Source organism: Achromobacter sp. D10 (assembly GCF_035282245.1).
Lineage (GTDB): Bacteria > Pseudomonadota > Gammaproteobacteria > Burkholderiales > Burkholderiaceae_B > Achromobacter > Achromobacter insolitus.
On sequence record NZ_JAYJLE010000010.1, the window covers coordinates 99133 to 112053 of the forward strand.

Annotated in this window: 10 protein-coding genes; 8 read left to right on the forward strand and 2 right to left on the reverse strand. The window is 60.3% G+C overall.

Annotated features, from left to right (window positions below; all coding sequences use genetic code 11):
• Window positions 1-66: 66 nt before the first annotated feature.
• A complete protein-coding gene (ggt, locus tag VCS63_RS22360) occupies window positions 67-1695 on the reverse strand; it encodes a gamma-glutamyltransferase (protein ID WP_042793222.1) in 1629 nt (542 codons plus the stop codon).
• A gap of 93 nt (window positions 1696-1788) precedes the next feature.
• Between ggt and VCS63_RS22365 the strand changes: the two genes are divergently transcribed.
• The 8 genes from VCS63_RS22365 (at window position 1789) to VCS63_RS22400 (ending at window position 9150) form a co-directional block, all read left to right on the forward strand.
• Window positions 1789-2691, forward strand: a complete 903-nt coding sequence (locus tag VCS63_RS22365; RefSeq protein WP_175201698.1) for a LysR family transcriptional regulator — start codon at window positions 1789-1791, stop codon at window positions 2689-2691.
• A 255-nt stretch (window positions 2692-2946) separates the two neighbouring features.
• Complete coding sequence (rfbF, locus tag VCS63_RS22370) at window positions 2947-3720, forward strand: glucose-1-phosphate cytidylyltransferase (protein ID WP_175201697.1); 774 nt, start codon at window positions 2947-2949, stop codon at window positions 3718-3720.
• On the forward strand, window positions 3681-4811 hold the full coding sequence (gene rfbG, locus VCS63_RS22375; protein ID WP_175201696.1) for a CDP-glucose 4,6-dehydratase: 1131 nt from the start codon (window positions 3681-3683) through the stop codon (window positions 4809-4811). Before rfbF ends, rfbG begins: the two co-directional genes overlap by 40 nt.
• Complete coding sequence (locus VCS63_RS22380; RefSeq protein ID WP_175201695.1) at window positions 4808-5374, forward strand: dTDP-4-dehydrorhamnose 3,5-epimerase family protein; 567 nt, start codon at window positions 4808-4810, stop codon at window positions 5372-5374. The genes rfbG and VCS63_RS22380 overlap by 4 nt, the downstream gene beginning before the upstream one ends.
• Entirely contained in the window at window positions 5371-6594 is a 1224-nt protein-coding gene (locus VCS63_RS22385) for a class I SAM-dependent methyltransferase (protein ID WP_175201694.1), read from the forward strand. The genes VCS63_RS22380 and VCS63_RS22385 overlap by 4 nt, the downstream gene beginning before the upstream one ends.
• Window positions 6591-7697, forward strand: coding sequence for a DegT/DnrJ/EryC1/StrS family aminotransferase (locus VCS63_RS22390; RefSeq protein ID WP_175201693.1), 1107 nt, complete (start codon window positions 6591-6593; stop codon window positions 7695-7697). Before VCS63_RS22385 ends, VCS63_RS22390 begins: the two co-directional genes overlap by 4 nt.
• A complete protein-coding gene (locus VCS63_RS22395; RefSeq protein WP_175201692.1) occupies window positions 7694-8362 on the forward strand; it encodes an acetyltransferase in 669 nt (222 codons plus the stop codon). The genes VCS63_RS22390 and VCS63_RS22395 overlap by 4 nt, the downstream gene beginning before the upstream one ends.
• Window positions 8363-8373: 11 nt before the next feature.
• Window positions 8374-9150, forward strand: a complete 777-nt coding sequence (locus tag VCS63_RS22400) for a cephalosporin hydroxylase family protein (protein WP_175201691.1) — start codon at window positions 8374-8376, stop codon at window positions 9148-9150.
• 122 nt (window positions 9151-9272) lie between these two features.
• Here VCS63_RS22400 and VCS63_RS22405 read toward each other — a convergent pair whose 3' ends face one another.
• Window positions 9273-12692, reverse strand: a complete 3420-nt coding sequence (locus tag VCS63_RS22405; RefSeq protein ID WP_175201690.1) for a methyltransferase regulatory domain-containing protein — start codon at window positions 12690-12692, stop codon at window positions 9273-9275.
• Window positions 12693-12921: the final 229 nt, after the last annotated feature.

The window sequence follows — 12921 nt, forward strand, 5'->3', positions numbered from 1 at the left end:
GGCCGTCCCAAGGCAAAATGCGCCCCCTTGGGGGGCAGCTAGCCGAAGGCGCAGCGTGGGGGCTTATTAGAAGCCGACCGCCTGACCGTCGCGCCGGCTGTCGCTGGCGGCAACGTAGCCAAGCTCGTTGTCGTTTTCGGACATGCGCCAGATGAACTGACCCGCGCCGAAATCCATGTACGGATCGTCGACCGACTTCAAAGCATGCCCGAGGTCTTTCAGGCCCGCAATGGTGGAAGCCTTCATATTGGTTTCGATGTCGAGGGTGAAATCGCGGTTGACCTTCCAGCGCGGAGCGCAGCAGGCGGCCTGCGGATTCTGGTGGTAATCCAGCATGCGTACCACGGTCTGCATATGGCCTTGCGGCTGCATGTCCCCGCCCATCACACCGAAGCTCATGACCGGCTTGCCGCCGCGGGTGAGGAAGCCCGGGATAATGGTATGGAACGGACGCTTGCCGCCTTCGACCACGTTGGCCGACTTCGGATCCATCGAGAAGCCCACGCCGCGGTTCTGCATGCTGATGCCGGTGCCCGGCACCACCACGCCCGATCCGAAGCCCATGTAGTTGGACTGGATGAACGAGATCATCATGCCGTTTTCATCGGCGGCGGTCAGGTAGATGGTGCCGCCGGCATGCGGACGGCCGGCCTCGAAATGCGTGGCGCGGTCCAGGCGGATCAGCTTGGCGCGGCTGTCCAGGTAGGCGTCGGACAGCATCTGTTCCGGCGTCACCTGCATGGAGCGCGGGTCGGCCACATACTTGTACAGGTCGGCGAAGGCCAGCTTCATGGCCTCGATCTGGATGTGCTGCGACTGCACCGAGTCCACGGGGATGTCGGCCATGTCGAAGCGTTCGACGATGCCCAGCGCGATCAGCGCGGCGATGCCCTGCCCGTTCGGCGGGATCTCGTGCAGCTCATAGCCGCGATAGGACTTGGAGATGGGCTTGACCCATTCCGGACGGTAATTGCGCAGGTCTTCCAGCGTCATCGCGCCGCCGCATTCCTTGCTGAAGGCGGCGATGCGTTCGGCCAGTTCGCCTTCGTAGAAGTCGCGGCCCTTGGACGCGGCGATGCGCCGCAGCGTGTTGGCGGCATCGGGGAAGCGGAAGTGTTCGCCGACCTTGGGCGCGCGGCCTTCGGGCAGGAAAGCCTGGGCATAGCCCGGTTGCGACTTCAGTTCCTCGGCCGCGGCGGCCCATTTGTGCGCAACCACCGGCGGCACGGCGTAGCCGCGCTCGGCGATCTCGATCGCGGGTTCAAACAATTGCTCGAACGGCAACTTGCCCAGCTTTTCGTGCAGCGCAGCCCAGCCGGCCACCACGCCCGGCACTGTTACTGCATCCCAGCCGCGCTTGGGCTGGATCGCCAGGCCGTCGGCGCCCACGCCGTGCTTGCGTTTGAAGTATTCCGTGCTCCAGGCAGCCGGAGCCACGCCCGACGAGTTCAGGCCGTGCAGTTCCTTGCCGTCCCAGACAATGGCGAAACAATCCCCGCCCAGCCCGCAGGACACGGGTTCGACCAGGACGATGGTGGCGGCCGCAGCGATGGCGGCGTCCACGGCGTTGCCGCCCTTGAGCAACATGCGCAGGCCCGCTTGCGCCGCGAGAGGATGCGACGTGGACACCACGTTGCGGGCAAACAGCGGAATGCGGACGGAAGGATACGGGTTGCCCCAGTCGAAGGATTTCATGTGGGTAGTCTCATAACGGTTAAGCGGCCGAAGTTACTCCCGTGGTTTAATTAAATCAATTTGATTTTTTGTTCCGTCATAAAAGAATTTTTTATGAGTACGATCCGCTTCCTGCGTACCTTTCTGGCGGTCGCGCACCACGGTTCCTTCTCGGAAGCGGCCGAACAGGTGGCGCTGACGCAGGCCGCCGTCAGCTTCCAGATGCGCTCTCTGGAAGCCGAGCTGGGGCGCGAGCTTTTCGACCGCAGCGGCCGGCTCGCCATCCTGAATGCCGCTGGCCGGGAATTATTGCCGGAAATCAAGCACTTGCTGGATCTTTACGACCGCATGCGGCTGCCGCGCACCGTGCCTGGCGAGCTGGCCGGATCCGTCGCCGTCGGCAGCATCGTGTCCTGCATGGGCACCCTCTCCAAGGTCGTGTCCGGCCTGAAGATGCGGCACCCCAAGCTGGACGTGCGGATCCTGTCGGGCAAGGCGAGCGAGCTGGCGGGCAAGGTCGAAGATGGCGAGCTGGACGCGGCATTCCTGGTGGAAGCGGGCCGCAAGATGGCCAGCACGCGGTGGACCGCGCTATATGAAGAACAGTTGGTGGTGATCGCTCCGCACTCGGCGCCGGGCGGGGACGCCCGCCAGGTGCTCGCGCAGAACCCCTTCCTGCGCTTTGACCGGACCCAGCGTACCGGGTTGCAGATAGACCGGCTGTTGCGGCGACTGGCCGTGCCGCTGAATGAATTCCTGGAACTCAACGCTATTGAAACGCTGGTCGAGCTGGTGCGCCAGGAGGTCGGCGTCACCCTGCTGCCGCTGATCAACGGCTCCAACTGGCAGCACAGCCCGGAGCTGCGGATTCTGACCCTGCCGCCAGACCTGGGGCCGATGTCGCGCGCCATCGGTATGCTCGAACGGCGCGAACACGCGCGCCAGGGCATTACGGCGGCGATCTGCGCGAGCTGTACCGCTGTGTTCCGTGAACGCGACGGGCAGACTGCCGCCTGAACCAGGCTGAACGTGAACCGCGAGCCAGGGGTGCCGGCCAAGGAACGAAGGGCCTGACACTGATGGCGCCCAGGTTTTCTGGACGCAACCCAAGTCTCCATGCGCTTCATCAAACCGGGATTTCCGCCCCTTTTTCAATAGATTGACTAGGGGCTGCTTTTCCTATACTGCATCACGAAATTTTGAGCCGACTCCCGGCCCTTCCAGATGCCTCGCGCGCTGACAGGACGGGGCTCCTTCTTGAAAGGCATTGACGTGAAGGCAGTTATTTTGGCCGGAGGCCTGGGCACCCGGATCTCCGAAGAAACGCATTTAAAGCCCAAACCCATGGTGGAGATAGGCGGAAAGCCTATCCTATGGCACATCCTGAAGATGTACTCGCATCATGGCATTCAGGACTTCGTGATCTGCTGCGGCTACAAGGGCTACGTCATCAAGGAGTACTTCGCCAACTACTTCCTGCATATGTCGGACGTCACTTTCGACATGAGCACCAATCGCATGGAAGTTCACCAGAGGCACGCCGAACCTTGGCGAGTGACGCTGGTCGACACTGGGGAAAGCACATTGACGGGCGGACGCTTGAAGCGTGTGCGCGACTACGTCAAGGACGATGCCGCTTTCTGCTTCACCTATGGAGACGGCCTGAGCGACGTGGATATCGGCGCGGCCATCCGTTTTCACCGCGAAGCCGGCCGCCTGGCGACAGTAACGGCGGTGCAACCGCCGGGACGCTACGGGGCGCTGAAGCGCGAGGGCAATCTGGTGACGGGATTCACGGAAAAGCCCCGTGGCGACGGCGGCCTGATCAATGGCGGCTTTTTTGTGCTCTCTCCCGCTTGCCTGGATCGAATCGAGGGGGACCAGACCAGCTGGGAGGGCGACCCACTGACTTCGCTTGCGCGCGACGGCCAATTGATGGCGTTCGAACATGAGGGCTTCTGGCAACCCATGGACACCTTGCGGGAAAAGAACCTGCTGGAGGACCTATGGGCGTCGGGTCAGGCTCCGTGGAAGGTCTGGGCGTGAAACAGCCGGACGATATCGTCTTGGCTAATCCCGACCCCGCCTTCTGGCAAGGCCGGCGGGTACTGCTGACCGGGCACACAGGGTTCAAGGGAAGCTGGCTCACCCTATGGCTGCATCGCCTGGGCGCCCAGGTAACGGGTATTGCGCTGGCTCCGGCCGGCGAAACAACTCTGTACGAGTTGGCGGGGATCGACGATATATGCGACAGCCACTACATCGACATCCGCAACGCCAACGCCTTGGCTAGCCAGATCCGTCAGTCCAGACCCGAGATTGTTTTTCACCTGGCCGCGCAAGCACTGGTGCGAACCGCGTACGAGGATCCACTGGAAACTTACGCCGCCAACGTCATGGGCACCGCACATGTGCTTGATGCAATGCGCGGCTTGGAAAGCGTAGGAACCGCGGTGATGGTGACGACGGACAAGGTCTACCGCAACTTGGAACATGCCTATCCTTACCGCGAGGACGATGTGCTAGGCGGGCGTGACCCCTACAGCGCGAGCAAGGCGGCCAGCGAACTGGTGATAGCCAGCTACCGCGACACCTGGCTGTCCCCCCAGGGTGTCGCAATGGCTTCGGCGCGGGCAGGCAATGTAATCGGCGGTGGCGATTGGGCGGCCGACAGGTTGATTCCTGATGCGATCCGCTGCTGGCAGTCAGGTCAAACCTTACCGATACGCCGCCCTCAGGCGATTCGGCCATGGCAACATGTATTGGAGCCGGTAAGCGCCTACCTGCGCCTGGCTGAGCGCCTTCATGCGCGGTCAGCGCCGGCTACCGCATACAACTTTGGCCCGCACACGCACGAGGCGGCTACGGTGCGTCAGGTGATCGCCCTGGCGCGACAGGCCTACGGCCGTGGAGACATCCATTGGGGCGACGGCACCGAAGGGCCGCACGAGGCTGCCTGGCTGGCATTGGAGATCGCCAGGGCGCGCGAAACACTGGACGTATACCCGCGCTGGGACTTGGATACTTCGATCCACAGAACCATGACTTGGTACCGCAACCAGCACGCGGGCGAGAATGCCCGTGCGCTATGCGAGACCGACATTCAGGCTTTCGAGGCACTGGGAGTAGCGCCATGAGTCGTTTCACGGTCACCGAAACCGGCATCGAAGGCCTGCATGTCGTCGAGCGCCAGCGCCTGGGGGATGAACGAGGCTTCCTGTCACGGTTGTTCTGCGCGGGGGAACTGGCCGCGGCCGGCTGGCGCATACCCGTTGCTCAAATCAATCACACCTGGACCAAAATCAAAGGCACGGTGCGAGGCATGCATTTCCAATGCTCGCCGCACGCCGAGATGAAGCTCGTGAGCTGCCTGCGTGGCGCAGTATGGGATGTGGCGCTGGACCTACGGGCCGGGTCGCCCACCTTCATGCAATGGCGCGCAGTCGAACTATCGGCCGACAACGGCCGCGCCTTGCTCATTCCCGAGGGATTTGCGCACGGTTTTCAAGCACTGAACGATGACTGCGAACTGCTGTACATGCACTCCGCGCCATTTGCCGCCGTTGCCGAGGGAGGCATATCAGCCACGGACCCTGCACTCGCAATCGAATGGCCCCTACCCATCGCCTTGCAATCTGAGCGTGATCAGATGTTTCCCAGGCTGCCCACGGGCTTTACCGGATTGGACCTGATTCAATGAATTGCCGTCATTGCGACGCCGTGCTGCGTCATGCATTCCTCAACCTGGGCTTCGCACCGCCCTCCAACGCTTACTTGAACGCCGGGGATCTCAATCAACCCGAGACCTATTTTCCGCTGAGCACCCGCGTCTGCGACCAGTGTTGGTTGGTGCAAACCGAGGACTACGCGAAGGCAGATGAGCTATTCGGCCCGGACTACGCTTACTTCTCCAGCACGTCCAGCGGATGGCTGGCCCACGCGCGCGAGTATGTGCAGGCCATGACCCAACGTTTCGGACTGCATAAAGGGAGCTTTGTGATCGAAGTCGCCTCCAACGACGGCTATCTGCTCAAAAACTTCGTCGCCGACGGCGTTCCCTGCCTGGGCATCGAACCGACGGCCAGCACGGCGGCCGTGGCTGAAAGCTCTGGCGTGCCGGTGCTGCGCGAGTTCTTCGGCGAGACATTGGGCCGTCAGTTGGCCAGCGAGGGGCGTCGGGCCGACCTGATCGCGGGCAACAACGTATATGCCCACGTGCCCGACATTAACGATTTCACGCGGGGCCTGGCCGCCGTCCTCAAGCCCGAAGGCACGATCACGCTGGAGTTTCCGCATCTACTGCGCCTGATTCAGAACAACCAGTTCGATACCATCTATCACGAACATTTCTCATATCTGTCCATACATGCGGTACAGCGGATATTCGAAACCTACGGGCTGCGGATCTACGACATAGAGGAACTGCCCACGCACGGCGGCAGCGTGCGTGTCTACGGTTGCCACGCCGCAGCAGCGCTTGAACAACGGCCCGACGTCGAGCGAGTGCTCCAAATGGAAATCGAAGGAGGCATGCTCGACCTGGCCACCTATCAAGGCTTTCAGGCGCGCGCCGACCGGGTCAAGAACGATCTGCTGGCTTTCCTGATCGAGCAGAAACGCCTGAACAAGACCGTAGCGGCCTACGGTGCGGCGGCCAAAGGCAATACTCTGCTGAACTACGCAGGCGTAAAACCCGACCTGCTGTCCTTCGTATGCGATGCAGCACCTGCCAAGCAAGGCATGTATCTACCAGGCAGTCACATCCCAATTCTTGCGCCGGAAGCGCTGGCCTTGCGACGGCCCGATTATGTGCTGATCCTACCGTGGAACATCGCGGCGGAAGTCAAGGAACAGAACCGCAGCCTTGCCGAGCAGGGAACGAAGTTCGTATTGGCAGTGCCGCAATTGGAGATTGTGTGAAATCCCGCATCTACTACACCAAGCCGTCCATTACCGAACTAGAAGTGCGCTACGCTACGGATGCCGCAGCTCATGGCTGGGGAGATCGTTGCTACGAGTATATCGGGCGATTCGAGCACGCATTCCGGGAGCATCTGGGAGTCGAGTATGCGATTGCGACCTCAAGCTGCACCGGAGCCATGCATCTGGGAATGGCAGCGCTTGGAATCGGTCCGGGAGATGAGGTCATCATGGCCGATACCAACTGGATCGCAACGGCTTCGCCAATCGTGCATTTAGGAGCCAGACCGGTCTTTGTCGACATATTGCCCGATACCTGGTGCATAGACCCGGCCGCAGTGGAAGCCGCCATCACCCCTCACACCCGCGCCATCGTGGCGGTTCACTTGTATGGCAACCTTTGCGACATGGATGCGCTGCTGACGATCGGCGCGCGCCACGGCATCCCCGTGATCGAAGATGCCGCTGAAGCGATCGGGTCTATTTATCATGGCAAGCGTGCCGGTTCGATGGGGAGTTTTGCCTCATTCTCGTTTCATGGCTCCAAGACCATGACAACGGGCGAAGGAGGCATGCTTGTCACTCGGGACGCCGATTTGTACGAACGCGCTCTAACATTGAGCAATCATGGCCGCGCACGAAGCGAGACGAAACAATTCTGGCCCAGCGAGGTCGGATACAAGTACAAGCTCTCCAACATTCAAGCGGCTCTCGGCTGCGCGCAAATGGAGCGCATCGACGAATTGATCGCACGCAAGCGCGAAATCCTGGCGACATACCGAAACGGGTTAAGCGGGCTCGACGGAGTATCGATGAACCCAGAGCCTGCTGGCACGATCAATGGCGCATGGATGCCGACAGTGGTCTTCGACGAAGGCACCGGGGTCGGTCGGGAACAACTGCAAGCCTCCCTGGCCGCCGAGAATGTGGACGCGCGAGTGTTTTTCTGGCCGCTATCCAGTCTGGAAATGTTCAAATCCGTACACGATAATATCCACGCGTGGTCCATCCCGCAGCGCGCGATAAATTTGCCCAGTTATCACGATATGGATTCCGCGCAGATGGCGCGGGTAATCGACGTGCTCCGCCGGATGCTCCGATGAAGGCCGAGAACGCCGGTTACCTTATATGGGGAAGCGCGGGCCACGCGCTAGTGCTAGCTGATTTGCTTTCCTTGAAGGGTGAAAGCGTCATCGCCTTGTTTGACAACAATCCAGATGCCTCATCCGTGATCGACGGTGTGCCGCTTTACCATGGGGCGCAGGCCTTGAAGAAGTGGGTTGAATCGCAGGACGCCCTTCGAGGAGGCCAGGCAGCCGTCGCCATCGGAGGAAGCCGAGGACAGGAAAGGCAGAGCATCTCGGATCTATTACGAGACACTGGCTTCACGTTGCCCTCTTTGATCCACCCGACCTCTTATGTCGCGCCTTCGGCGCAGATTTCGGATGGCTGCCATTTGCTGGCAAACAGCATGATCGGATCTGGCGTGCGCATGATGCGCGACTGCATTATCAACAGTTCCGCAAACATCGATCATGAATGCATGCTCTCCCGAGGGGTGCATATTGCCCCAGGCGCAACGCTGTGCGGCTGCGTTTCGGTGGGTGAAAACACCATGATTGGAGCAGGCGCGTGCATTCTCCCAAGAGTGAGGATCGGGGCCCATTGCATCGTTGGTGCAGGCTCCGTGGTGCTAAAAGACGTACCAGATTTTTCCGTTGTGGCCGGCAACCCGGCCAGAACCATTAAATACACCCGTAAACAATAGACAGATTATCAATGGACGATTCAGCAATTTTCAGAGCTTCACGCACCCAAGAAATTCAACGAATGGGAGAAGATTCGGATCTTGGAAGAAAAACATCTTCGTGGCTAATGACCGCAAATAGTCAGAAGTACTCCTATCACTTCGATTGGATGGGTTTGCCGATCATTCAATACCCCCAGGATATCGTGGCAATGCAGGAATTGATTTGGGAGGTCAAACCAGACCTGATCATAGAGACTGGCATTGCGCGGGGAGGATCGCTGGCGTTCAGCGCGTCCATGCTTGCTCTGCTGGACATGGCGGACGCCATCGAAACCGGCACGATGATCGATCCGAAGCAGTCAAAACGAAAAGTACTTGGGGTGGACATTGACATCCGCGACCACAACCGAGCCGCCATCGAGGCTCACCCCTTGGCATCGCGCATCCAAATGATCCAAGGTTCCAGTATCGCCTCTGAAACGGTGGCGCAAGTGCTTGCGGCCGCTGCGGGCTATAAACGGATCTTGGTATGCCTGGACAGCAACCATACGCATCAGCACGTTCTTGCGGAGCTGGAGGCGTACGCGCCCTTGACCAGCCCCGGCAGCTATTGCGTCGTATTCGATACCGTAATCGAAGACCTGCCCGCCTCCATGTTTCCTGATCGCCCCTGGGGTCCTGGCGACAATCCGAAGACGGCAGTATGGGAATATCTTAAGTCGCATGCTGAATTCGAGATCGACCGAACAATTCCCGACAAGTTGCAGATTACCGTGGCGCCGGACGGCTTCCTCAAGCGCCGCTAAGCATTTTTCGCAAGGGGCGCCAACTCAAGCGAACTGCTGAGTTGGCGCTGAAATGCGGCGACCGATGAGGTCATGAAGCGAATTCTGGCGCGCAGGCCTTCGCCAGGCAACGTGTGCTCGCTTCACGCACCTGCTCGCTTTTCAGCCCAGACGGCAAACATTTCACGATAGGCTGCTTCCAGCTTCCCAATGAAAGCGGTCTGATCCATGAGATCGCTCTTCATGAAGCGCTCCGGTAAAGTTCGGCGTATATCAGCCAGCGCTTGCACATCGGACGCCAGCGCTACGGCCTTTTGCACATAATCCGCGTCATCCGCCGCGATCCATTCAGTATGGCCAAGGCTATGTAGGGGCGCAGATCCTATCCGTCCCACGCTGGGCCGATCAGCCAAGGTAACATAGGGAACCCCCGCGCATAGCATATCCAATAGGGTAGTGCCAGCATTGTGCGGGAAGCAATCGAGCCCTATGTCTGCATGACGCAACGAATGCCAGGGGGGACTTGTGTAACTCATCAGCAGCCGATGCGCCGGAATGCCCTGCTCGGCGAACTTTGCCTGCATTGTGATGCAGGTTTCCGGGTCTGCGAAATCCGAGCTATTGAGTACCAGTCGCGACCGAGGAACGGCAGCTAGAATCCGAGCCCAGCAACGGATCACATGTTCGTTGATGCGAATGATGCGCGAAAGGCTGATGAAGGTAATGAAACCCTCTGTCGCCGCTGGCAGCGGGCCCGGCTCGGGTATATCGGCCCAATGCGGCTGGTAGACAGTCCAGCTGCCCTGCAGGCGCCAGATCTTTTCGGCAAATAATCGCTCCGAACCTTGAGGACACAGCGCTTCGTTGCCCAGAAAATAATCGATGGCCGAGACACCCGTGGTGCAGCCGTAGCCCAGCCAGGTCAACGAAACCGGAGCAGGTTTGCGGGCGAAAACCCCCAAACGATGGCCGCCCGTGTGGCCAGACATATCCACCAAGATGTCGATGCCGTCATCTCGAATGCACTGGGCGGCCTCATCATCCTTCATTCCGTAGATGGACACCCAATGATCGGCCATCTTGCGAAAGCGCGCGGTGGCGGAGTCCTCCACCCCCATATTGGCATAGGCATAGACTTCAAAGTCCGACTTGTTATAACCGGCAAAAATCGGCTCCAGAAACCTCGCAACTGCGTGGTCTCTAAAATCCGCGGATACATAGCCGATCTTTAGCTTTCTTTTCAGGCTGCGTGAATTCCGGTGCGCTTTCCAGCTTGTGTAGTGCGGTCGGCAGAGCTCGTTTTCGAATGCCTGGTAGTCCTGGAAAATCTGTTCGGCGCTGCGGTCGGGATCGTAATTACCAAAGAACAAGAGGTTGTGGTAAATCGCTGCCCGGTAATCGCCGACCGCGTCGGCACGGTTCAGTAGCTCGCGGCAATGGGCGATGCCCTCGCGGATCTTGCCCTGGCGCGTATAGACGGCAACCAAATTGACGCCCATTGTGCGAAATGCCGGATCAGCTGCGATCCCATGGGTCAGATACTGCTCCGCCGCCGCAATGCGAGCCGAGTGCAGGCAGGCCAGCGCGACCGCATTGATCAGTTGTCCCGAACTGGGCAGCCCATGCATTGCGAGCCGGCCTACACGGATGGCTTCATCGTTATAGCCAGCCCGCGACAGCGCAATAGCGAGCTGCTCCCCATAGCATGGATCTGCCCGAAAGCGATCACGCATCTGGTTGAGGATGCCGAGCGCTTCGTCGTGCCGTCCCAGCCCCGAGAGGCTGCGCACCAATGCCGTCCAGCCTTCGACGCGAGCTGGCCGCTTTTCAATCTCGCGACGGGCCAGCGATTCGACCTGGCCGTAGGCCAATTCATCCAGCAGTCTTTGCAGACGATCCAGCCGCGCCTGCTCCTGCGGCGTGCCGGGTTCAGAAGGAACCTGCAGTGCGCAATCGGCCAGGCAGGCCTGGAAGTAAAGCGACCAGCAGGCAGACTTCCCGTGGTGTACATCGAGAGTCCGTCCGAGCAGGTCCAGCCATGCGACTTTCGAGCCGGCCAGCAGTCCCGATTTCCAGAGTTTGGACAGGACTCCGGTACGCACAACTTCTTCGACGCTTACGAAATCAGGCAAGCCGTGAGTGCCCAGTTGAACCCGATCGAAGGTTCCGGCGAGGAATGCGTCTGCGTCGATCCGCCCAGCGCAGCCGGCCACGTACCCTCGCTCATGATCCGACAACTCAGGATCGACCGCAACGCCCCAGAAGTTCCACTGTGGCAGAGCCGGCGTCGAACCGCCGCTGCCCTCTGCCAGGTCATCGGTTAGAGACGGGTACCCGTGCACCAGCGAGGGCGCCAGATACAGGCGCCTGTCTTCCAGCCCGTCGCAGGGGCCGGCGCCGAGGCAGTAGTGCAGCATGTCCGCGGCGAACAGTGGACGCAGGAAAGACAGTACCTCGCTGCGGGAAAGCCCGGAAGCATTCGACCATTGTTCAACCGACAGGCTGCGCGGCCAATTGGCAGCCAGCGTTTCCAATAGCCGGGCGTCATTGGCGCCAGCGATTGTCCAGGCGCGTCCCTGATAATTCCGGTAGATCTGGCCGGCCTGGGCCGGCCGCCAATCGCAGGGCTCGAAGTAGCCTGCCCAACGCAAATCAGCCAGGCGTTCCAGGTTTGGTTGAGTCCGAATGCCGGTCCCAAGATCAGCACGCACCAGCAGCGTATGGCGCCGGGCACGCCCACTGGCGAAATCCAGGTACTGTTGTCGGGTGGCATCTGCCTGGCCAAGCCCCAGCAAGCTGTTGGTAGTCCGCACGCCATCGCCCCAATGTCGGGCCACGTCCAGCTGAGGATGGGCATCGCCTACGCTGACCAGCCCTGCCTGAAGGGCGCGTTGAGCAAATTCGACGAAGTAGCTTCCCACCGCTGTGGGACTATTGAGTATGACTTCCAGACGGCCGCGCTGGATGTCAGCTTTCAGGGTGTCAGCTGCCTCGCGCAGCGCCGGCGCCAACGGATTCGCACTAGCCAGGCCGTCTTCGAACAGGCTCAGAGCCGCCAACGCCTGATCGCGCAGCAACTCCTGGGAGGCGTCTGATGAGGTGTTGTGCAAATGCAGCAGCACTGCGTCGCGCACAATCTCGAATGCTTTGGCGCCGGGATAGACGGGATATCCCATGCAGGCCAAACCGAAGGGCGAAAGCAGGCCCTCGCAAGTTTGCAGCAGGAAGGTGGCCGCCTCTGCGGGAAGGTAGCCGTACAGCTCGGGGACGAGAATATAGTCGAATCGGCCCAAACGCCCGTCGATCTGGTCCAGGCTGGTGAACAGGTACCGGAGGTTGTCCGGCGCGGCATAAGCTGTGGCGGGTTCGGACGCGCCGATGCTTACTATCAGGAATTGCGCCAGCGGGTACGTCAGGGCGAGCGGCGTCAACGCGGGCTCGGATCCCATGCCGATGCATAATACGCGCGCCTGATCTATTGCCGGGGCTTCGATGCCATACAGGTAGGCAGCTGCGCGCAATCGATCCAGGCTGGGTAAGGTGGCAACGGGTGTCGTGGGCATGATTCGTGCATCACAATAGAAATACGAAATTCCGAACGATGATACAGAGCAGACCACTCGGAGAAAGCCTTGAAAAGCGGCCTAAGATAGGTGTTCGGCATGCAATCGAACATTGGCAGAGGCGTTGCGCTTTATCTGGCGATGCCGAAGCGCACCCGGCTTAATGCCTATAGAGGCACCAAGCCGGGCTGGCCAGAGCCACGGCTAGCAAACCCTTCAATAGCCGCAG

Bases quoted from the DNA above. Each gene is read 5' to 3' on its own strand.
- ggt (WP_042793222.1), bottom strand. From the start codon at position 1,695: ATGAAATCCTTCGACTGGGGCAACCCGTATCCTTCCGTCCGCATTCCG.
- VCS63_RS22405 (WP_175201690.1), bottom strand. From the start codon at position 12,692: ATGCCCACGACACCCGTTGCCACCTTACCCAGCCTGGATCGATTGCGC.
- VCS63_RS22365 (WP_175201698.1), top strand. From the start codon at position 1,789: ATGAGTACGATCCGCTTCCTGCGTACCTTTCTGGCGGTCGCGCACCAC.
- VCS63_RS22380 (WP_175201695.1), top strand. From the start codon at position 4,808: ATGAGTCGTTTCACGGTCACCGAAACCGGCATCGAAGGCCTGCATGTC.
- VCS63_RS22385 (WP_175201694.1), top strand. From the start codon at position 5,371: ATGAATTGCCGTCATTGCGACGCCGTGCTGCGTCATGCATTCCTCAAC.
- VCS63_RS22395 (WP_175201692.1), top strand. From the start codon at position 7,694: ATGAAGGCCGAGAACGCCGGTTACCTTATATGGGGAAGCGCGGGCCAC.
- rfbG (WP_175201696.1), top strand. From the start codon at position 3,681: ATGGGCGTCGGGTCAGGCTCCGTGGAAGGTCTGGGCGTGAAACAGCCG.
- VCS63_RS22400 (WP_175201691.1), top strand. From the start codon at position 8,374: ATGGACGATTCAGCAATTTTCAGAGCTTCACGCACCCAAGAAATTCAA.